Source organism: Gilliamella sp. Nev5-1 (assembly GCF_001690895.1).
GTDB lineage: Bacteria > Pseudomonadota > Gammaproteobacteria > Enterobacterales > Orbaceae > Gilliamella > Gilliamella apicola_C.
In genome coordinates this window covers 36,481-59,261 of sequence record NZ_LZHO01000023.1, presented here as the reverse complement: position 1 = coordinate 59,261, position 22,781 = coordinate 36,481, and the positions used below count along the sequence as shown (strand labels likewise).

Sequence of the window (22,781 nt, the reverse complement as noted above, 5' to 3'; positions counted from 1 at the left end):
AAAAATAGCGTCGACAATTTCAATAAATATTTCACGAATAGTAGGCCAAGCTTTGATATCGTGCATTTCTTGTTTATCTACGTTCATTTTGCTACTCCTTTGGGTTGAATTTGATGTAAAATAACCCGATTTATTGCAAAATACAATAGGCAAAATATGTTATGATAATAATTATTTCACCAGCAAAAACCTTAGATTACCAATCACCATTATTAACCTAAAATTATACGCTTCCTCAATTTATTAACTCAACTAAAACCCCCCTATAAAAAATTCAAAAATAGCGTCGACAATTTCAATAAATATTTCACGAATAGTAGGCCAAGCTTTGATATCGTGCATTTCTTGTTTATCTACGTTCATTTTGCTACTCCTTTGGGTTGAATTTGATGTAAAATAACCCGATTTATTGCAAAATACAATAGGCAAAATATGTTATGATAATAATTATTTCACCAGCAAAAACCTTAGATTACCAATCACCATTATTAACCTAAAATTATACGCTTCCTCAATTTATTAACTCAACTAAAACCCCCCTATAAAAAATTCAAAAATAGCGTCGACAATTTCAATAAATATTTCACGAATAGTAGGCCAAGCTTTGATATCGTGCATTTCTTGTTTATCTACGTTCATTTTGCTACTCCTTTGGGTTGAATTTGATGTAAAATAACCCGATTTATTGCAAAATACAATAGGCAAAATATGTTATGATAATAATTATTTCACCAGCAAAAACCTTAGATTACCAATCACCATTATTAACCTAAAATTATACGCTTCCTCAATTTATTAACTCAACTAAAACCCCCCTATAAAAAATTCAAAAATAGCGTCGACAATTTCAATAAATATTTCACGAATAGTAGGCCAAGCTTTGATATCGTGCATTTCTTGTTTATCTACGTTCATTTTGCTACTCCTTTGGGTTGAATTTGATGTAAAATAACCCGATTTATTGCAAAATACAATAGGCAAAATATGTTATGATAATAATTATTTCACCAGCAAAAACCTTAGATTACCAATCACCATTATTAACCTAAAATTATACGCTTCCTCAATTTATTAACTCAACTAAAACCCCCCTATAAAAAATTCAAAAATAGCGTCGACAATTTCAATAAATATTTCACGAATAGTAGGCCAAGCTTTGATATCGTGCATTTCTTGTTTATCTACGTTCATTTTGCTACTCCTTTGGGTTGAATTTGATGTAAAATAACCCGATTTATTGCAAAATACAATAGGCAAAATATGTTATGATAATAATTATTTCACCAGCAAAAACCTTAGATTACCAATCACCATTATTAACCTAAAATTATACGCTTCCTCAATTTATTAACTCAACTAAAACCCCCCTATAAAAAATTCAAAAATAGCGTCGACAATTTCAATAAATATTTCACGAATAGTAGGCCAAGCTTTGATATCGTGCATTTCTTGTTTATCTACGTTCATTTTGCTACTCCTTTGGGTTGAATTTGATGTAAAATAACCCGATTTATTGCAAAATACAATAGGCAAAATATGTTATGATAATAATTATTTCACCAGCAAAAACCTTAGATTACCAATCACCATTATTAACCCAAAATTATACGTTTCCTCAATTTATTGACTCAACTAAAACCCTTATACAAGATTGTCAAAAATTGAGTGTAGAGAATTTAGCCCAATTAATGTCTATCAGCCCCAAATTAGCTGAGCTTAATTATGAGCGTTTTCAAAATTGGCATAGTGATTTTAATCTTGAGAATGCAAGGCAAGCGATACTGGCTTTTAAAGGTGATGTTTACGAGGGCTTACATGTTGAAGATTTTAATGATAGTGATCTAAAATTTGCTCAATCACATCTACGGATTCTGTCAGGATTATATGGCTTATTACGACCACTTGATCTAATTCAGCCCTATCGCTTAGAAATGGGTATTCGCTTAAAAAACGGTAACCATGCTAATCTTTATCAATTTTGGGGAGAATCATTAACAAATAAACTTAATGACGAGTTGTTAAAATCATCACATCCCACATTAATTAATTTGGCATCAAACGAATATTTCAAAGCAATAAAAGCAAAACAGCTCAATGCTAAGATCATTCAACCGATATTTTTAGATAAAAGCAAAGATGATTATAAAGTGATTAGCTTTTATGCTAAAAAAGCGCGTGGTTTAATGAGCCGATTTATTATAAAAAATAAAATTAATCACAGTGATGATATTAAAGATTTCAATTTAGAAGGCTATCAATTTGATTCAAAACGATCAACTGACTTAGAATGGTACTTCATACGCAATCATCAATAAAATAATGACGATGGCATTTTTTACAACATTATGGGCGCAGTTTTTATCTACCCTGCCCCTTTTTATGCTAATTTTATTCGGTTTTTTAGCGGTTAAAGTAGGTCGTTGGCAAAAAACAATCACCGATAGCCTAACCAAATTTACCTTTTATATTGCATTTCCCATCATGCTATTTCAGATCATGAGCCATTTTTCTGAACATTCGCAAATCGATATAAAACTGTTATTCATCTTTTTTGGTGGATCCTTTATTGTCTTTGCAATTGGTTGCCTAATTGCATCTAAATTATTTAAGTTAAATGGTTCAGAAAGTACAATGTTTGCTATGGGTAGTATTTATACCAATACGGTGTTTGTTGGTATTCCTATTATTAAAATGTTATTAGGCGATAATGCTATCCCCATTGTTGCCATTATCGTTATCTTTAATGCCTTAATTTTATGGACACTTGCGACGGTTTCTATTGAATTTGTGCAAATGGGAAAATGTTCAACTAAAGGGATTGTTAAAGCCTTTAAAAATGTTGCAAAAAATCCCATTATTATTGGAATTTTTACAGGCATTATAGTGAATTTTATTGGTTTACCGTTACCTAACTTTATTGATAAATCAACTAAAATGGTGAGTGAGATGACCGCACCTCTTTCATTAATTGTTTTAGGCATGGGACTAGCGGAATATAAAATTCGAGATAAACTTTTAATTACAACAGCTATCTGCATATTAAAATTGGCTATGTTACCTATTGTTACTTATATTTTAGGTAAACTCATTGGACTACCAACTTTAGAATTGCAAGTGGTGGTATTACTCAGTTCAGTTTCAATTGCGATAAATTGTTATATGATGGCAAGGCAGTTTGAAGTGTTGCAAGGCTCTATCGCTTCAAGCTTATTAATATCAACGATGCTATCTTCTATTACAACACCGTTAATTTTATCAATTATGACACATTTACCTTAAACGCTTATTTATAGCACAGCTTTATAGCACAACACCAGATTGCTTACACTTCATGATTCAAATAATTTGCTAACAATGCCTAAAGCGTTTTACTTAAAATCATCTTATGTGTATAAAAATGAATAAATCATTTTCTATCTTTTGAATCTAACAAACAAAATACTGTAGAGTTTTAATTTATCACCAAACGGTATAGAATCCTGAATATTTTTTACAAAACCTATCACTTGAAAAATGAATACTGGGCTTGCCGTCTTAATTTATATTTAATCGATTGTTAAATTTTAATCAAATGGTCGAACGACTCACCAAAACGCTTAGCCAAATCAGTGACGGTTATTTTTCTTTATAATTAAGCCCATATTGCCAATCTTTGATTTGGCGTTAGTTCTGTTTCTTATGCCTATTTATGACGGCCGTTTCTCAAATTACTGTCAATAACGCGAATAATTCCTACAGATTATTGTTCTTAACTTAATGAGCAATTTTAACTTTGTTGTGTAGCAATAGTGCCAACATAATCACTACACTACCTAATATAAAGCGTACCCAGTCTATTGATTGATGCCAAATCACCACATTCACCAAAATCCCTGTTGGAATAACCACATTATTCATAATAGCCAAAGTGCCCGAATCAACTTTTGTCGCGCCAAAATTCCATAAAAAGTAACACACACCAGAAGCCACTATTCCAAGCCAAATAATAATTCCCCATTGCAAATTAGTTGTTGGTAATTTTGATGCATCGCCAAAAAGTAACCAACCTACTGTTGCCACAATTACCGCCCCAAAGTAAACCCAAGCAAAAGCCTGATGTTGAGGCATTGGATATATCTCCATAATTCTTTTATAACCAACCTGCCCTAAGGCAAAAACAATATTAGCCCCTTGAATTAATAAAAAGCCAATAATAAAGTTTGCACTAATATGATCATAACGAATAATAGCGGCACCAATAACTGCTATTATTGCCGTAAAAAGGTAACTCAATCGTAATGGATGACGTTGCAGTAAATCATAAATAACCGTGACATAAATTGGTGTAAAAATGGTAAACAACAGCACTTCAGGTACTGAAATATATTGGAAGGAATTATAATAAAAAAAGTACATAACCCCTAATTGACAAACCCCAACCCCCATTAAAAGAAACATGGTTTTAAGCTTAATATTTCTAAAGTGTAAAAAAGGCAAAAAGGTAATAAATGCTAACACAACACGCATAACCACAGCAAACCAAGTATCAACCTGTCCACTGATATAAACACCAATAAAACTAAACGAAAACGACCAAATAATTGTTACAAAAATAAGATAAAGCATAATTGATGAAAATAAAGAAAATAATGAGAGACGCATCGTATCAATTGGCTTAGCACTTGTAAACTTTACATCATAAAAATTGATTACTATGATAAAATAATTGATAATCTGTAGGAATTGCTAGCGCTATATACTATAGTTCTGAGAAACCATGGTAATGGACATGCATAAAAAATAATTTAATAAATAAAATTAAATGTTAGTAATAAAAAATTGGCTAACGTAGCCTCTTTGGTGAAAATCCAAAACGTTGTTTAAAGTAAAAAGCAAAACGAGAGCCTGATTCATATCCCACTTCTTGGGCAATTTGTAGGATCGTTTTTTGGGTGGTTTGTAACAGCATTAAACCAAAATTCATTCTTATATCTAAGATAATTTTGGATAAATTATATCCTTCTAAAGCAAGATGTCGCCGTAAAGTTGATTCGCTCATAGCAAATTGTTTAGCAATTTCTGCTGCCTGCCACTTTTTGTCTGGTTGCTGGTTAATAATTTCGCGAATTTTTTGGCTAATTTTCGGGTTATTATTCAGTGGAAAATACACACCAAATGCAGATAATCTAATTAAAAGTTCAATAAATAAATGTTTAACAAGATTAGAATTGCATTGGTTATGTGTAAATAATTCTGTTTTAATCTGTATTAGTCGAGTAATAAAAGTTTCAGGTAATATTGTTTCAACTTTAATTTTTTTAAGAATTTGATTACTCTGATAAAAATGAGATAAAGCAAATTGGTCTAGTAGCTGCGCATGCCAAGAGTAACAAATGGCTTGATAATCCTTATCATCAATATAAAAATTATTTATATTCATTAAATTACCTGCTGGAATCAGGACTAACTGACCTGTTTTTACCTTAAAATATTCGCCCTCACATTCGATCTGTTTTTCGCCATTTATGACATAGACAATCATTGGATCAATGCTTTGAATCTGTTTTAGGGTTTGATTACAACGTTGTGTTATATAATTCACTCGACCAATTGAAGCAAAATCCATAATCCTAATAGCCTATTAATCAATATCAACGTGAGTAGGAGTAAATTATATCTGCCTTTGCTATTTGATGCGAATTAGCAATAAAACCAACTAGAGCTGGGGTAGTTTGTTCATCAACCTCAATGTGATCAATGTCTAGTGCATAAAGTGTAAATTGATATCGATGAGTCGAATTTAGCGGAGGACATGGCCCTCCATAATTTATCACGCCAAAATCATTACGTACTAATCTACTTCCTTTAGGCAATAAATTGGGATTATTTCCTGCTGATTGTTTAATAAACGATGTTTGTACAGGAATATTAACAATCACCCAATGCCACCAACCAGAACCTGTTGGTGCATCAGGATCATACATAGTTAATACTAAACTTTTTGTCGTTTTGGGTAGATTTTTCCATGAAATTTGTGGAGATATATTTTCGCCTTGGCAACCAAATTGATTGGATATAAACCGAGTAGTAAATCCATTATTGATAAGATCAGTGCTAGTTAATTGTAATTGTGTCGCATAACTGCAACTTGTGCTCAATAATAATGTACTATAAATAATGGCTTTCGCTTTGCACAAAATATGCATGTTGGCCTCTTTTAACGATTAAATAAAAGCCATCATAAGGAATTTTCAAGCTATAATCGGCACAAATTAGCTTAAATCTGACACAAATTCGATTAATATTATCATTCTCTTGCAGTTAATTTTAGTTTGTTGATTTTATTTTATTTTCAAATTTAAAATGGTTTTGAGAACAATCAATGAGTTATACGGTAATCAAGTGATTATATCTTTCCCAATTAACCTGAAATCAAGGGTAAAAATAAATTTAGGAATAATTCACGCTGTTGACAGTAATTTAAGATATGGCTAACATATTGTAAATATTAGAAATTTATTTTAATTATGGTGTGTAGACGTCCTGAAACTTTCCTATATTTTACAATATATTAAGAATTAAATTAAATATACCCTTCCTAAATGCCGTTATCTAAAACAAAGATCCTCAAAAATGATTAATTATGGCATAATGTGCGCCAATTTATATTTTCGCGACGTCATGCAAAGGCTAATTATTGCTTTTGAGCAAAACGCATTTTAAAGAGAGTCAATTTTCGTGTTAAGTACAAATAACATCACAATGCAATTTGGCAGTAAGCCATTATTTGAAAACATCTCGGTTAAATTTGGCAACGGTAATCGTTATGGTCTAATCGGCGCTAATGGCAGTGGTAAATCTACCTTTATGAAAATTATTGGTGGCGATCTCGTGCCTACATCAGGTAATGTGGCTTTAGATCCACATGAAAGACTCGGTAAATTACGCCAAGATCAGTTTGCTTTTGAAGAATTTACTGTCCTTGATACCGTAATTATGGGACATACCGAATTATGGCAGATCAAACAAGAACGGGATCGCATCTATTCACTCCCTGAAATGAGTGAAGAAGATGGCTTTAAAGTTGCTGATTTAGAAACCCAATATGCTGAAATGGATGGTTACAGTGCCGAATCTCGGGCTGGCGAATTATTATTAGGTGTTGGTATTCCAATTGAGCAACATTACGGATTAATGAGCGAAATCGCACCAGGTTGGAAGTTACGGGTATTATTAGCCCAAGCCCTATTTTCAAATCCAGATATCTTATTACTCGATGAACCAACCAATAACTTAGATATTGATACAATCCGCTGGCTTGAAGATACCTTAAATCAACGCGAAAGTACTATGATTATTATTTCGCATGACCGCCATTTTTTGAATATGGTCTGTACCCATATGGCAGATTTAGATTATGGTGAATTGCGCATCTATCCGGGTAACTACGACGATTACATGACCGCATCAACGCAAGCGAGAGAGCGTTTGTTAGCCGAAAATGCCAAAAAGAAAGCACAAATTAGTGAACTGCAATCGTTTGTTAGTCGCTTTAGTGCCAATGCATCAAAATCAAAACAAGCAACATCACGCGCAAGGCAAATTGAAAAAATCAAACTTGAAGAAGTCAAAGCTTCTAGTCGACAAAATCCATTTATTCGCTTTGAGCAAGATAAAAAGCTATTTCGTAATGCGCTTGTTGTTGAAGACCTTACCAAAGGATTTGACAATGGCCCTCTTTTTAAAAATCTTAAGCTCATGGTTGAAGTGGGCGAAAAAGTTGCTATTTTAGGGACTAATGGTATTGGTAAAACCACATTATTAAAAACGCTAATGGGCGAACTAACTCCTGAGCAAGGCGATATAAAATGGTCTGAAAACGCAAATATTGGTTATTATGCGCAGGATCATGAATACGAATTTGAAGGCGATTTAACGGTATTTGACTGGATGAGCCAATGGAAACAACCAAACGACGATGAACAAGCCGTGCGTAGTATTCTAGGTCGATTATTATTTTCACAAGACGATATTAAAAAACAAGTTAAGGTCCTATCTGGTGGTGAAAAAGGACGTATGTTATTTGGTAAATTGATGATGCAACGCCCGAATATTATTGTCATGGATGAGCCAACAAACCATCTTGATATGGAATCAATTGAATCACTCAATATGGCATTAGAGCTTTATCAAGGCACACTATTCTTTGTTTCGCACGACCGTGAATTTGTAAGTTCCTTAGCGACTCGAATTGTTGAAATCACACCTGAAAAAGTGAACGATTATACGGGTAATTATGAAGATTATCTGCGTAGTCAAGGAATTGAATAATCATTCATTAATAAAAATAGCCACAAATACCAATGTGGCTATTTTTTGGTTACCAATAATTTTTATTGTTTCACTCTACGATAAAATATTATTTATCATTACTATTTTCGACAAACTGGAGTGCAACCATCATATTTAAGCAAATTATAACCTACATAACCGTTTTCCCTATCAATACCAAATATAAGCGCATTTGTATATACCTGACTACTCCACGTACATCCAACAGATGCTCCAAAACCACTATTAGGGTATCCTTTATATAAATTTCCCCATTCTCCGTAAAATGTACCGTCAATATCTCGCGATAATCTTGCTTCTCGATTATGATACCATTCAGGAAATAGACCTATGCCATGCCCGGTTACGGCAGTTGCTGCGCTAGGTGCATTGGTTAATTCACTTGGCGAATAAAAATAACTTGCCGCTTCTTCTGCACTAATCATCCCTAAATCACGTCCAGCACAAGCATTAGCTGCAGGGAAAATACCATTTCCAGTATCTAAATACTGCTCTGTTTTATATGGTGTTGGAGGAAGTGCGCGTATCCATTTATTAATGGTAAAAGAATAAATAGACGTTTTTGAAGGCGTTATTACATTGGGTTTTGTCCTTGCTGTTAAGATTACATTAAAAGGTAAATTGGGATGAACAGATGAATTAAAGGTAACAACACCTTCACTTCCTGCTACATTACTTATCGAAACTAAATTCGGATTACTTGATGTATAAATATAATCACTCTGTTCGTTACTCATTCTTAAAGTAAATTTTGCTTGATCAAAAGCCGTTGTCGGAAACTTAGTAGAAGCCAAAGCAGAAAACCCTTCATTAGGGAAGAAAACTTTAGGGTTATAACCACCTATAAATTTGCAATTTGTCGTATTGGTACAAGTATTTTTGTCAATGCCAGAAGCATCATAAATTTGTAAACTAGCAGGCTTTATATAACAAATTTTGAAATCATCAACTTTTATTGTATATGTTTTGCTAAGACTGCCATAAGCATGTTCAAATGGTATGCCATATTGAGATTGCGCTTTAATATTATCAGCGCTAATCGTCAATTGATATGGGCTTTTACATGAATCTAAATTGTTTTTTAATTCATCAGCAGATAACGTTCTTATCGTACCATCTGGCTGTCGATAACGCCAAGTAGCAGTTAAAGTACCAGTTATTCCCATAGTTAAATGAGCGAAATCACCATCATCATCACCATAACTTACCCCCACAACATTTGATAAGTGATTTGGTTGTCCATCAGCAACAACTTTCGTAATAAATTGATTAAATTTGTCCCCATCATGCGCATAAATTACTTTGTTCATCGATGGATCAATGACTACAGAACCAGAGGAACTATCGGATTTTTGAAAACTTAATAAATCAGCTAGTTCATTAATAGCAGAGCCATTTAATTTGATATAAGGAGCAGAACCTTCAATTGTTTTTATTGTCTTTGTAGATAAAGCAGCATGACTATTAGTAATGGCTAATAATGTCATAAAAACTAAAAAGATGAAATTTATCACCTCAATTTTTTGTACTTTTATCAATTTAAGATCATAAATAGTGTATTTATGGTGATTTTTATAAACAAATAATAAATTTTCGAGAGACTTGCTTGGTAATATTTTTTTACAAAAAGAACAAATTAATGTTGTGTTGTGTTGTGTTGTGTTGTGTTGTGTTGTGTTGTGTTGTGTCTTTCATTCTACCATAACCCATTCAATTTATCAATGCATTGTTTAATATAATATTTTTATAGTACATTGGTTAGTTTTTATAAAATCTTTTTTGTTTTATTTAGTTAGATAAAAAAGAAATATAGTAACCACTAAAACAAGCCTATATTGTAAATGAAAAATAACATCATTTAAATATAAAATACTGACCTTTTTATTAAGATATTGTCAATATTAGCTTGAATATATTTCACTTGAAATTAAAAAGAAAATTGTAAAAAAGCAAAACATATTAAAATTGTAATATTGTAAATATCCCAAACTTAGTACACAGCTCACGTAGAAAATCATGCTGCTTGTTTTAGTGTTTTATACTCAATCGGTGTCATGTTATTTAATGCCTCATGCGGTCTTTCGGTGTTATAACTGGTTAGCCATTCTTCGGTTATTCTCCTTGCTTGTGCTAAGTTGTTAAAAAGATATAAATCGAGTACTTCAGTACGATAGGTACGATTAAATCGTTCAATATAGCCATTTTGATATGGGCTACCAGGCTCTATATAATCAATGGCTATATCATGTGATTTAGCCCAGTTGGTAAAGGTTTTTCCTGTAAATTCTGGTCCATTATCGACTCGTATTTTTAATAGATACCCATGATATTCGGCCAGTTTATCTAAGTAACGGGTAATTCTCCCTGCCGGTAAGCTTACTGCAATATCAATACCTAACGCCTCACGATTAAAGTCATCGATGACATTGAATGTCCTAAATCGACGTTGATTACGACTACTGTCACTCATAAAATCCATTGACCAACATTCACCTTGTTTATTGGGGACTAATAACCTTTCCGGGCATCGTGGAGGAATGCGTTTTTTACGCTTTACCCTGAGATTAAGCTTTAATTCACAATACACCCGATATACCCGTTTATGATTCCATTGATAGCCGAGCTTTCTGATACGATTAAAACATTTAGGAAAGCCCCAGCGTAAATGCCGGTCTGTGATAGCATTCAACACCGAAACAATCACCGAATCATCCTGTAACTTAGATTGATAATAGTAAGCACAACGGCTTAAGCCAACAATGGCACAACTCATAGCAATAGTAACTGAATGATTTTGTTGTAGTTGCTGTGCCCACGTTTTACGTGCCCCAGTTGGCACTAAAGCTTTTTTATAATTTCTTCCTGAAGCTGGGATTTTAAGCTCAGTTCGGCAAACATCTGTTTAAGCTTGCGGTTTTCAGCCTCCAGCTCCTTTAAGCGTTTGATATCCGACGTTTCCATTCCGCCGTATTTTTCTCGCCATTTATAGAAAGTTGAATTACCCATGCCATATTTACGGCACAGTTCTTTAACGGGAATACCCGCTTCAGCTTCTTTTAAAATAGCGACGATTTGATGTTCAGTCATTTTTTTCATAATTAAATCCCCTTTACTTTTATCATAGAGAATTTTCTACTTTTTTGCTGTACTATTTTAGGGGATAGTTACAATCTGTATTAATTTGTTTTGTTGATGAGCTTTATACTTAAGTGAAATTATTTTTTAATATTTCTTGACAAGGAATATGTTTTTTTTATAATCCAGATATAGTTAGATGTCTAACTATTTTTTTGGCAGTTTAGTTAGACATCTAACTATATTAAAAGGAGGTCATAATCGTGAAGTTGGAAAAAAAATATATATCATTAGCTCGTATTATTAAAAAACATAAAGCAGCCAATATATTATCGGTAGAAGCTTGTTTTAGTATACTTTCTACTGGAATGAGAATAGACAAAGAATGTGCTAAACGACTAAGTGATTATCAGTTATCTGAGGGGCGTTTTATGGTGCTCGTACTTCTATTTGAGCATAAGGTGCTATCACCGCAAGAAATTGCTACTCTGAGTGGAGTTACAAAACCAACGATAACCTCTTTCATTCATTCTTTAGTTAAAGAAAAATTGGTCAATAAAACTGAAGACATCACCGATGGAAGAAAAATTGATATTACTCTGACTAAAAAAGGCCAAGATTTGATACACCGAATCTTCAAGGAACATAGTCTTTGGATTGCTAACATTACAAAAAATTTAACAGATTCTGAAATTAAAACGCTCGTTTGTATTTTAAATAAAATGTCTCAGCTTAAAGATGATTAATTATAATTTATGAATTTAGAGATTACTGATATGCTTCAGGAAACAAAGAATCTTAGAATTGTTACGCATCTTAACAAATCATCTTTTATTAAAGATAAGATAACAATAAAATTTGCTTCCACGTATGATGCGTTTTTTGAAGCTATTTGGTTGATAAGTCGAGAATATGTTCTCAAAGGGCTTATTAAAAGTGAACGAAAACTACCTTATTTCTCTCCGTACTTAATAATTATGCCGAATAATCGGCTTTTAATAGTATTACATGTAGATCAGATTATTGATTGTTATTATGAATTGCTGACAATGGGAAGAACCTTCGGTTTTACTCCATATCGACTTCATTCGGTCTTTATGAGTCAGTATTTTATGAGTGATACGATACATGGAAAGTTAACTGAACAGATTAAAAAATCATCTACCCCAACAATATCATATTACCAGGGTATTACGAATAATGAATCGTATTGACATATTGAATAACGGGCTTGGTGCCACGACTAATCTCAATGAATGCTTACAAATAGATCAAGAGCATTTATTTAGAGTGGTTCTTACCCAAAAGAAACCTCCACTATCGCTACAAGAATTACTTATCCAGATTCAATCTTACGCTAAAGATATCCACTTTAGAGTTTGCAAATGGGTTTGGATGGCCGTTCGAGAAAAATTATCTTCTGATTTAATTGTTTCTATTCAATTACTTTCTACTTGGGTAATAAACCCAAATCCCTACGTTAGGTGGTTTGCTGTTGAATGTTTAAGGCCTAGAGGGGGTTGGTCTAAGCATATTAGTGAGTTAAAAACACAACCTGAAATGGCTCTTTCTTTACTTGAACCATTAAAAAACGAACCTGAAAAATATGTCCAAGATTCAGTTGCTAATTGGTTAAATGATGCAAGTAAAACTCGACCAAGTTGGGTATCAGACCTCTATTCACAATGGTTATCAGAAAGTGATTCAGCATTTACACAGCGTATTGTTAAAAAAGCTATACGCACAATAAATAAACCTCTAAAGGAAAATAATCATGAAATTAAATGAAAAACTTGAGCTAATACAAAAAGAAATGGCGCAAACTGTGCCAGTTGATATTTTAAATGCGTTCGGACAATCACTTCATGAACTTATAGAGCTAAATTTAGAAAACCACGCTCTTAAAGTCGGTGATATAGCTCCTGATTTTACGTTGCCAGATGCTGAGGGTCTACCTATTTCGCTCTACGATACATTGCAACATAATCCAGTTATACTTAGCTTTTTTCGTGGTAATTGGTGTCCGTTTTGTATGGCTGAATTAGCACATTACCAAGAAGCTATAAATAACAATCTTATTGATAGTGCAACGGTTATTGCGATTTCTCCTCAAACTATTCATTTTAATCACGATGTAACGGTACGAAATAACCTCGAATTTAGAATACTTTCTGATAAAGGGAACGAAATTGCTGATAAATATGGGCTTGTTTTTACGCTGCAAGAAAATGTTCGTGATATCTATAAAAACATGGGAGCAGATTTAGAATTATTTAATAATGATAAGACGTATAAACTGCCTATTCCTGCAACTTATCTTATTGATAAAAATAAAAAAATTCTATTTTCTTCAGTTTCCACAAATTATATGGAAAGAGCTGATGTATGTGATATTAAACTTTAAAAATCATTTGGATTAATTTATATAGAGTCTAAAGGGCTTATATAAAAAAGAATAAACTAATCATAATTGGTAATGGAATTGCAGGAAATTTAGCAGCACTATTTATTTCACAGAAACTACCTAACTAGCAATAACTATCGTAGGCAAGTCGAATAAACTACGTTCAATTGTGGGAGGAATCTACTGTTGAATTATCCACACTTCAATGTCATCGATGACTTTAATCGTGAGGTGCTAGGCATTGATATTGCGGTCAGTTTGCCGGCTGGCAGGATCACCCGTTATCTGGATAAACTGGCTGAATATCATAATTATCCACTCAAAATACGAGTCGATAATGGACCGGAATTCACTGGAAATACGTTTATTAACTGGGCTAAATCACATGATATAGCCATTGATTATATTGAGCTCGGCAACCCATATCAAAATGGGTATATTGGAACGATTTAATCGCATCTATCGCACAGAGGTACTCGATTTATATCTATTTAATAATCTGGAACAAGCAAGAAAGGTAACAGAAGAATGGCTAACCAGTTATAACAACGAAAAACCTCATGAAGCATTAAATAATATGACGCAGATTGAGTATAAAACCCTAAACAAGGAGTATTATTTTCTACTTGAATCTTGTACTAAGTTTGGGGTATTTACATTTGTTCCTTTGACAAGTAAAAACGAACGATATAAAACTCTCTTTTATGGTATTAAACATCTGGTTAAAGTTGAAAAGTCCATTGAAGATAAATTAAGAAGATAAGCTAAGCGCGATAATAAACCCTATCAAGGCGGAATGCTCTATGTTGACACCAAACGTTTACCGTTACTTAAAAATGAAACGAAAAAAAACACGAGACTGATTTTTTACGTGAGCTTTATGGGGTCATATACCCCGATAAATCCCAATTTAGCTCAACACAGTTTCTACAAAATGATGTATTAGCCCAATGTCCTTATATCATTGAATGTATTTATACCTATAACGGACGTGAATATCAAGGGACAGGTTGTAACCACCCCATAAAACAGCACAGTTTTAAGACTGCTGCTAAGATAGCATTTCATTGCTGTTCAAATATGTTAAAATTCAAATAAATTAGGATAAGGAAATAATATGATAACAATTAATATGTTAACTCAGAATAAAAAGCTATCTGATTTTGAAGATGTCATCGCGTTCTTTGATAAGATTTATAAGTGTATCCCTTGCGAATCAGAGCTAAGCACAAAACTGGATCGAAATGCTTTCTATGCTTTTGTTGTCATTCATACCATTAGTCATTGGCAAAGTGATGGTTGGTGTAATCTTTTATGGAATTATGCTACAGCAAAATATGTTGTACCGGCAATGAAAGCAGTAAATTTACCGCAAATTGCAGATGCTTTTGAACAAGTAGAACAAACTTATCCCTTTTCCTATTCAGAATGTGAAAATGAGAAAGAATTATGTAGTTTAGGCAATTTTATTGAAAACCCACGGCAAAAGCGCAAATACATTTCGTCAGAAAGGTTACTATCCATGTCAGATGAACAACGTCAAACCTATTCAAAAAATTTTCTCGCTAAATTGCAAATATTAGATGAGTTGGTTACACCTTTATGGGATTATCAAGCACCCGAACAAGAAATTTGGCAACCTGTCATTGATTTTATAAATCAACATATAGAGAAGCAATCTATATAACGATTTAATCCGATCAGATTTTCATTATTTATATCACTTGCTCCAATATAGTTATAAGTGTGATAAAGGACTATATAAAAAGCCAATCTCTGACAAAAGTAGAAGGCAGTCACAAACGACTACCTTTTACTGTCTTTATTGAGGTATAACTTTTGTGGGAAATGTGAACATATCCCCGAAATATCCAAACTAATATTAATTTATTTTGCTTTTTCAGTACTACACACTAATTTAGCAAGTGTTCCTTGATGCTGATCTTGGGTGTCAACTGCCCAACAAGTTTTCAGTGATGTATCAATAGGCTTTGTCAATTGTACTTCGTTATTGTAGTTATAATTACAGCTAGCCCAAAAGCTCAGTTTATTAGTATCATCACTGCTCTCTAACAACCAAACTGCCTGATATTTTTTCCCATTTATCGTTGCGGGCTTGGGTTTTATTCGTTTTGCTGAGTCAGTTGATTTTCCTGAATATACTTCCACTTGATTTAGTCGAATAAGAGAACTGGTGTGAGCGATATCTTCTGGCAAGATTAAACCATTAATTTTATTCATATCATAGCCTTTTTCAGACACTTCCCAGCCTTCAGGCACAACTTCTAGTTCAGGTTTAGCATATTTTATTTTTACCGATTCGGGACAAACTATCTCTTGATTTGCATTAGCTGAACGGCAAAGACTCCCCCCCATTACGACAATTGCTGCTAGACTTAAAATTTTACCTTTCATGTTTGCTATTCCTTCTTAATCTTATAAAAAAGCAATGATTTCTAATAGTTAATATCGTTTTATTAAGTTAAATGCATTAGGCTATTAACTATCCAAACCAAGGCTATTTTTGCTATCTAACTTTATCCGATGTTAGAGCTTAAACTAACTTTATTTTCACGTTTAGAGTATGATTGTTGACCTTCATGTATTTTTTTATCGCAATTTAGTTTTACTTTCGTATTACCTTTTGCATCTTTTGAAGTGATTACCCAACAGGTTTTCATGGTCGGATCGATGTGTTTTATTAGGCGAACCCGATTACGTGAATAAGAACAATTAAACCAATAACCAGTATCATTGGGTGTATCATAACGAGTATCAACACTCCATGAATCCTTATATTTTTTACCTTTAATGGTAATTGTAAAGGGTATCATCTGTCCTAAATTCACTGGTTTACCATGGTATACTTCACCACTATCAACTCGCAAAAACAGATTTTTTTGTTCGGATATTTGCCATCCTTCAGGTAATGTTTCTAATTCGGTGGGGATAGCGTTTACCTGAACTGAATCAGGGCAAGTTATCTCATAAATTGCATTAGCTGAAAGGGGCATACAAGCTCCAGCTAATAATATTATGGCAATACTAAAAATTTTTCCTTTCATGTTAACTATCCCTTTTTAATTATAAAAAACACAATTTTTATTGTTGAATAATATAACCTTTTTTAAAATTTAAGTCATTAATCACTTATATTAGGTGATCGATTATGGATTAAGTACATTATTACAAACCTAACTTGTTTTGTAATTCGTGCTGGATTGAGTATTGCTGTTATATTGGTGGGCGCAATTGCTCTTAAGCTAAGACTACTTTTCTTTGATGATTTGACCTTAATTTGCCTATAATCATGTTTTCATCCCTAAAAGCATATAACGATAGATAGGTCAGTTACTTTAACCTATCCACTCGTATTTATAGAATATGAGTGATGACTATCAAGATACTAAAACACTTAAAAATAAGATAAAGAAAAAATACCTGAACATAAAATCAATAAAGCAGCCCTGATTATATGAATTTTCATTTTTGACATGGGTATTCATATTATTTGATGATAGCGTAAAATTTTTATACGTTATTCGTGTAATGTTTAGTGACAAAAAACCATTAAAAAATACATTATATATTTTAGTGTGTTATAAGTGATAAGTGCACTAATTATTGGCTCTATTCGCTTTCACCGATAGAGCCAAAAAATATTAATTAACTATCACACGACCATTTAAAGGCTGAATTGGACGGTTGTTATCATGATGTATGATTGAGTGGAATTTTTCAATTTGTGTGGCAGATGCGCTACTTTCTTGTTCTAAAATAATCCATCTCACACCTTCCGTACAAGGCGGTGTTGTTAGTGAGCCGCTAAAGCGGTAAAAATCTAATCTATTTGGCAATAATGCCTTAATATTAACCGACTGACTTAATGTCGCAGTGTTTCCTACTTGTGTCGGAATATGTTGCCAAGCTTTAGCTAATTCGGGGTTAGATTTTCCCCTATTAAACATAAGACCAACAACCGTTAAGTCACCATTGTCATTTTTATAAACAAAGTGAGCTTCCATCGGAAAGGGTTTACTTTTAATCATATTTTCGCTTGGTGCATGAAAATGGAATTGTTGTAACGTAAAGATTTCATTATCAATTTCTAAGGTATTACCTTCGTTAACATTGATTTGAATGGTATGGCCGTTGTTGATGATTTCTTGCTTGCTGGGTTTAAACGCCAGTTTAAGTTTATCATGATGGGTTTTTAGTGCATGTTCAATATTGATCGGCGATTGATTTTTGCCGTTTTCACAGGTTGAAAATTCAGGTGAAAGTTTTCCCCAATTTTCGGGTTTAAATTCGCCTTCATAATCCCAATGCGGAGCAGGCTCTACAGCAGCACAAGATAAACTGGTTGCCATTAAGGCTGCAATAATTACATTAAATTTCATGTTGATTTTACGTTAGAAAGTTGTTTATTGGAGACCAAATTATACGCCACAAAAAACCACCTTACTACAATCACACATCATCACTTTTTGATATTTTTATAAAAAAATCGTTTGACATTTATACAAAAAACCAGCTAAAAAATAGCTGTTTTTTTGGTACTAATTTTACTCAATTTTTATTATGATAATGTCTAATTGTTTATGTTGAGTAACTCTTCACAGCTTAGGCATCGTCAGTCGGGGAAGTATTTTTCTTGACTTTCCGTCATTAAAGTACAAGTTTGCTAGATACCCCGCTCAGCGCCTCGGCTTATGCGGGCTTGGTTCTTTGATGGTTTGTCCTTGGTTAGCTTCATAAACCTAACTGCGACCTACAGGATTCAGTGATAAATGCTAAGGCGTGACACAAACAACTGGACTGGTTTGTTTTTCCGACACATTCTCATTCTTTCCCCCAATTATTGTTGCATTATAACTATCCACTATGAATTTTTCACTTGTCCAGGATTCTATCTCTTTTGTATCTGGGTAATCAATCATGTTGCCCCATTCCGCCAATAATCCAGCTCCTATTTGACGCTGATAATAATTGCCACTTGATGATGGTTTGCCTCCAACAGCACCCTGACAACGACTACCTAACAAACCAGAACAGACAGCGTTAGTTAGCTCATTTACCTGTGGCAAACGATAACCTAAATCACGACACCAAGTTTCTGCTTCAGAATAAGTTCTGTAATTTACAACTCCTCCATTGACAAACCATTTCTGTAATATAAACCCATATTTCACTACTGCATTACCACGACTATCTCTACCCACTAACTCAAATGTCTGCGGCAAATTTGGCTTAGTAATTGCACTAGGATGAGGACTGTTCAATTGGCTCTTTGCCTCTGGACCTTTTAGCGTAACACGCGTTACTGGTACTGAATGATCGGATATCCAATAATCATCTGTTGGTAACGCCCTTGTTACAGTAGCGGTTATTCCTCCATGCGTAACGGGTAACCACGTTAGTTGACTGGCATCAACTCCACCTATATCTAAGTCAAAATATACACCATCAATTCCTGCGGTTGGAAAGTTTCGTCCGTATTGCGATGGCGTGACTGAGCGCGTAAGGAAACCTTTATCCGGATTCCAGACAGTAGCCGGACCAGTATGGTCAACCAAAATGCCGTTTATCCAAGTTTCAGATGAGCTCTTTAAAGCTGGTCTTGCAAAGCAAATAAATGGTGATGATTTTGGATTAATATAATATGTTGCTGTGTCACCAGTGAAAGTACTACTATTAGGAACGCCGTAACGGGTACTTAAACTACCCTCTTCGCTACTTATTACCACTTTATAAGGCGCATTACATATCATTAATACTTCACTACGATTCACTGTTTTACCATTCTTATCTGTAATACTAACCGCTAAATTCCCTGTTGCGGTTATCTCTCCTGCTTCCTGCCCATCGCCATCATCATCGCCCCAATAATTATAGTTTGTTACTAACTCATTTAAACTTACAGAATTAGTTGATGGCGGGACTAACATTTGAATATCAGCAAAGCTTTGACCCACTGCAGGTAACTCAATTGGATTTGCGGGTGATGAACTATTGGTTGTAGGGGTGAATTCTCGACCATCCGATAATTTAATACCTAATAACTCCGTTGTTGTGGTCACTTTGGTTTTACCACCATCAAACGTTAAATACGGGGCACTACCTTGAATCACTTGGCTAGTATGTACCGTTAATGCTTGCGAACCTTGCGAATACGGCAATAACAATACTGGCGCTAATGCCAACGGGATTTTTTTAAATAATTTGGTGGATAATTTTGATGATATAAACGAGCGAAGTGTAAAAAACCGGCTAATGCAATTGTTGGATAAATTTAAGGCATAGGCTTGCCCTGTCTGTTGTCTGTTGTCTGTTGTCTGTTGTCTGTTGTCTGTTGTCTGTTGTCTGTTGTCTGTTGTCTGTTGTCTGTTGTCTGTTGTCTGTTGTCTGTTGTCTGTTGTCTGTTGTCTGTTGTCCAAGATTATACTGCATAACATCCCACCTTACAAATAAAATATTGTTTTATTTATTTTTTATGATTATTAGCCTGTAAAAAAGCTAATTTAATTTTTACCGTTAAAATTATAATGTTAAAAAAAAGCTTGGCTAGTTTTTTTTGTGATTTTTTGTAAAGGAATGTAAAAAAAACATATTAAGCTTTGGAGAAAGCTTTAAGGGATTGAAATTTTTTTTGATTTTTGTAAAAAACAACAAGGTAAAAACATAATAAAATCAATACGCACCTGACTGTTTTAATAGAAAAGATGTATATTTTTTATCAAGCTTGAAAATAGCGTTTTCACTCATAATGTAATTGAGCCTTGCCCAAATAGTAGACAGTAATTATCTTAATGATAGTTTTTTACTCACCGAGGTAATCCACTTATTATTTGATATATTTTATCGTTTGTATGATTGTATTATAAATAGCCATCCTTAAAAAGATGTAAATATAATAGGTGATGTAGTTGATATTAATATAATAGTTAATAAAAAATAAATTCACCATTAGTACGATAAAATTCAGTTATAAAAATAGCCACATACGTGACTACTTTTATTTAAGAATAACGTATATTTAAAAATAACCTAATAATTAAAATGCTAACTCATCCCACCAAATATCAATAAGTTGACTGGTTTTAACATTTTTTAAACCATGATCTTCCAACCATTTTGTGACAACGTCACGATGTTCTTCAGTACAATTTCCTAATTTTTGGGTGCAAATAATACCTTGCCAATTTAAATAACCACTCCCCTCATAAGCTAAACCATTTGGTTGAATGGCTTCAAGAATAAACTGATCAACAATGTTATCTAAAGTCTCTTCGCTTGTGCCTTCGTCAAAAGACCAGCTAACAGTAAAGCCTAATTCTTTGAACTCTTCAATATGTAATTTTTTTCGTAAACGCTTGCTACGATTTACCATAATAGTTTCCTTCTACTTTGTTAAATATTAGTTTTTTTATTATTAGAGTGATTCGATCTATTTGAAGATTTAATACTCTTTTGATTAGAGTGCGACGATCGACCAGCCCCCGTTACATTCGCTCTTTTTGGTGATGCTCGCCTTGGCAATGATTTTTTTACAGGCTCTGCTTTAATTTTTGGATCAACTTCAAACCCGTTAGTTGTTAATTCTGGAATCGGCTTTTTTATTAATTTTTCAATCGCTTTTAATTGAGCCAGTTCATCAATACACACGAGCGAAATAGCCTGCCCTTCATTTTGTGCACGCCCTGTTCGCCCAATGCGATGTACATAATCTTCAGCAACTTGTGGTAATTCATAATTAACTACATAAGGCAACAGCTCAATGTCAAGGCCTCTTGCTGCAATATCAGTGGCTACTAATGCTCTAATTTGCCCACTTTTGAAATCGGCTAAGGCTTTAGTTCGTGCCCCTTGGCTTTTATTACCATGAATAGCAGCTGCTTTAATGCCATCTTTAGTTAGCTGTTCCGCTAAGTGATTTGCACCATATTTAGTGCGGGTAAAGATTAATACTTGTTGCCATTGGTTTTTACCAATTAAATAAGACAATAGCTCTCGTTTACGGCGTTTATCTACTCTATGTATATATTGGGTTATTTGCTCTGAAGCGCTATTGGTTTTAGCTACTGCAACAGATTCTGGTGAATGTAATAGAGATTGCGCTAACACTTTTATTTCATCGGAGAAAGTTGCTGAAAACATTAAATTTTGGCGTTTTTTCGGTAATTTAGCAATCACACGACGGATATCATGAATAAATCCCATATCTAACATGCGATCGGCTTCATCCAATACTAGCATTTTCACGGTTGAAAGATCCACAGCATTTTGTTGTGCTAAATCAAGTAATCGTCCCGGTGTTGCAATTAATATGTCCACACCGCCCCGTAATTTCATCATTTGAGGATTAATACTTACACCACCAAATACCACTAAGGATCGAATCGGTAAATAACGGCTGTAGCCACGAATATTTTCGCCAATTTGGGCTGCAAGCTCACGTGTTGGCGCTAAAATCAAGGCATATAAAGAACGTTTATTTTTTTTGCTATTTGGATTATTAGCGTCTTTAGTTTTCTGCTCAAGCAGTTTTTGTAAAATAGGCAAGCCAAAGCCCGCTGTTTTACCTGTCCCTGTTTGTGCACTCGCCATAAGATCTTTACCAGATAAAATGACCGGTATAGCTTGTTGTTGAATGGGCGTCGGGCTGGTATAGTTTTGTTCTTGAATTGCTTTTAAAATCTCGGCATCTAAACCAAGAGAGTCAAATGACATGAATTGATTCCTAAATAAATGGTAAATGGATTGTCCTTAGGCATTATAATGCAATTGAATAATATTTTCTGATAAATCTTATTTTAAACAATAAGATTTATCGTTCTGTTTGTTGTTCTAAAATAAAATCAAACTTCTATATATAAAATAATTCCGTGTGATCCAGTGACTCCTTATTTAAAACATAATGATTTTCAATATGTTTTTATAAAAATACCGGCGATATTTACCTCGCATGCTC

General features: G+C 33.6%; 20 protein-coding genes. 9 read left to right on the top strand and 11 right to left on the bottom strand.

The genetic code is table 11. The features are described from left to right. The first annotated feature begins 1,541 nt into the window (after window positions 1-1,541). Window positions 1,542-2,315 (top strand): peroxide stress protein YaaA, encoded by a 774-nt coding sequence (yaaA, locus tag A9G41_RS03530; RefSeq protein ID WP_065581818.1) that lies wholly within the window; start codon window positions 1,542-1,544, stop codon window positions 2,313-2,315. Between the two features lie 10 nt (window positions 2,316-2,325). Then, window positions 2,326-3,279 carry an AEC family transporter gene (locus A9G41_RS03525; protein ID WP_075539334.1) on the top strand — a complete coding sequence of 318 codons (954 nt, stop codon included), beginning with the start codon at window positions 2,326-2,328 and terminating at the stop codon, window positions 3,277-3,279. 474 nt (window positions 3,280-3,753) lie between these two features. On the opposite strand, the gene A9G41_RS03520 is transcribed toward A9G41_RS03525, so the two are convergent. The 3 genes from A9G41_RS03520 to A9G41_RS03510 all read right to left on the bottom strand — a co-directional run bounded on the left by A9G41_RS03520 (window position 3,754) and on the right by A9G41_RS03510 (window position 6,185). Next, on the bottom strand, window positions 3,754-4,641 hold the full coding sequence (locus tag A9G41_RS03520) for a carboxylate/amino acid/amine transporter (RefSeq protein ID WP_218837663.1): 888 nt from the start codon (window positions 4,639-4,641) through the stop codon (window positions 3,754-3,756). 181 nt (window positions 4,642-4,822) lie between these two features. Continuing rightward, window positions 4,823-5,605: a helix-turn-helix domain-containing protein gene (locus tag A9G41_RS03515; protein WP_065581817.1), complete on the bottom strand. Its 783-nt coding sequence runs from the start codon at window positions 5,603-5,605 to the stop codon at window positions 4,823-4,825. Window positions 5,606-5,630: 25 nt separating this feature from the next. Beyond that, window positions 5,631-6,185 (bottom strand): YbhB/YbcL family Raf kinase inhibitor-like protein, encoded by a 555-nt coding sequence (locus A9G41_RS03510; protein WP_065581816.1) that lies wholly within the window; start codon window positions 6,183-6,185, stop codon window positions 5,631-5,633. 532 nt (window positions 6,186-6,717) lie between these two features. Between A9G41_RS03510 and A9G41_RS03505 the strand changes: the two genes are divergently transcribed. Continuing rightward, complete coding sequence (locus tag A9G41_RS03505) at window positions 6,718-8,310, top strand: ABC-F family ATPase (protein ID WP_065581815.1); 1,593 nt, start codon at window positions 6,718-6,720, stop codon at window positions 8,308-8,310. A 101-nt stretch (window positions 8,311-8,411) separates the two neighbouring features. Here A9G41_RS03505 and A9G41_RS03500 read toward each other — a convergent pair whose 3' ends face one another. Both A9G41_RS03500 and A9G41_RS03495 read right to left on the bottom strand, forming a co-directional pair. Beyond that, window positions 8,412-9,869 (bottom strand): hypothetical protein, encoded by a 1,458-nt coding sequence (locus A9G41_RS03500; protein ID WP_176700429.1) that lies wholly within the window; start codon window positions 9,867-9,869, stop codon window positions 8,412-8,414. Between the two features lie 476 nt (window positions 9,870-10,345). Beyond that, window positions 10,346-11,427, bottom strand: a protein-coding gene (locus A9G41_RS03495; RefSeq protein WP_442903289.1) for an IS3 family transposase whose coding sequence is annotated in 2 segments (ribosomal slippage) — window positions 10,346-11,184 and window positions 11,184-11,427 — 1,083 coding nt in all. Because the reading frame shifts where the segments join, the coding sequence is not laid out codon by codon here. Window positions 11,428-11,669: 242 nt separating this feature from the next. Between A9G41_RS03495 and A9G41_RS03485 the strand changes: the two genes are divergently transcribed. The 6 genes from A9G41_RS03485 (at window position 11,670) to A9G41_RS03455 (ending at window position 15,497) form a co-directional block, all read left to right on the top strand. Next, window positions 11,670-12,152, top strand: coding sequence for a MarR family winged helix-turn-helix transcriptional regulator (locus A9G41_RS03485; RefSeq protein ID WP_065581812.1), 483 nt, complete (start codon window positions 11,670-11,672; stop codon window positions 12,150-12,152). 454 nt (window positions 12,153-12,606) lie between these two features. Further along, window positions 12,607-13,194, top strand: a complete 588-nt coding sequence (locus tag A9G41_RS03475) for a DNA alkylation repair protein (protein ID WP_065581810.1) — start codon at window positions 12,607-12,609, stop codon at window positions 13,192-13,194. Beyond that, window positions 13,181-13,810 (top strand): peroxiredoxin-like family protein, encoded by a 630-nt coding sequence (locus A9G41_RS03470; RefSeq protein ID WP_065581809.1) that lies wholly within the window; start codon window positions 13,181-13,183, stop codon window positions 13,808-13,810. Before A9G41_RS03475 ends, A9G41_RS03470 begins: the two co-directional genes overlap by 14 nt. Window positions 13,811-13,996: 186 nt before the next feature. Then, window positions 13,997-14,263, top strand: coding sequence for an IS3 family transposase (locus A9G41_RS03465; RefSeq protein WP_065581808.1), 267 nt, complete (start codon window positions 13,997-13,999; stop codon window positions 14,261-14,263). Next, window positions 14,241-14,573, top strand: coding sequence for an integrase core domain-containing protein (locus A9G41_RS03460; RefSeq protein ID WP_075539333.1), 333 nt, complete (start codon window positions 14,241-14,243; stop codon window positions 14,571-14,573). The genes A9G41_RS03465 and A9G41_RS03460 overlap by 23 nt, the downstream gene beginning before the upstream one ends. A gap of 354 nt (window positions 14,574-14,927) precedes the next feature. Continuing rightward, complete coding sequence (locus A9G41_RS03455) at window positions 14,928-15,497, top strand: hypothetical protein (RefSeq protein WP_075539332.1); 570 nt, start codon at window positions 14,928-14,930, stop codon at window positions 15,495-15,497. Window positions 15,498-15,697: 200 nt separating this feature from the next. On the opposite strand, the gene A9G41_RS03450 is transcribed toward A9G41_RS03455, so the two are convergent. From A9G41_RS03450 to rhlE, 6 genes are all read right to left on the bottom strand, one after another. After that, entirely contained in the window at window positions 15,698-16,225 is a 528-nt protein-coding gene (locus A9G41_RS03450; protein WP_065581805.1) for an STY0301 family protein, read from the bottom strand. Window positions 16,226-16,347: 122 nt separating this feature from the next. Next, window positions 16,348-16,875, bottom strand: coding sequence for an STY0301 family protein (locus A9G41_RS03445; RefSeq protein WP_065581804.1), 528 nt, complete (start codon window positions 16,873-16,875; stop codon window positions 16,348-16,350). A 597-nt stretch (window positions 16,876-17,472) separates the two neighbouring features. Continuing rightward, on the bottom strand, window positions 17,473-18,210 hold the full coding sequence (locus A9G41_RS03440) for a carbonic anhydrase (RefSeq protein WP_075539331.1): 738 nt from the start codon (window positions 18,208-18,210) through the stop codon (window positions 17,473-17,475). A 393-nt stretch (window positions 18,211-18,603) separates the two neighbouring features. Next, entirely contained in the window at window positions 18,604-20,265 is a 1,662-nt protein-coding gene (locus A9G41_RS03435; RefSeq protein WP_143425405.1) for a hypothetical protein, read from the bottom strand. A 599-nt stretch (window positions 20,266-20,864) separates the two neighbouring features. Next, window positions 20,865-21,200, bottom strand: a complete 336-nt coding sequence (locus A9G41_RS03425) for a YggL family protein (protein ID WP_065566670.1) — start codon at window positions 21,198-21,200, stop codon at window positions 20,865-20,867. 20 nt (window positions 21,201-21,220) lie between these two features. Then, window positions 21,221-22,540, bottom strand: coding sequence for an ATP-dependent RNA helicase RhlE (rhlE, locus tag A9G41_RS03420; protein ID WP_081295730.1), 1,320 nt, complete (start codon window positions 22,538-22,540; stop codon window positions 21,221-21,223). Between the last annotated feature and the right edge of the window lie 241 nt (window positions 22,541-22,781).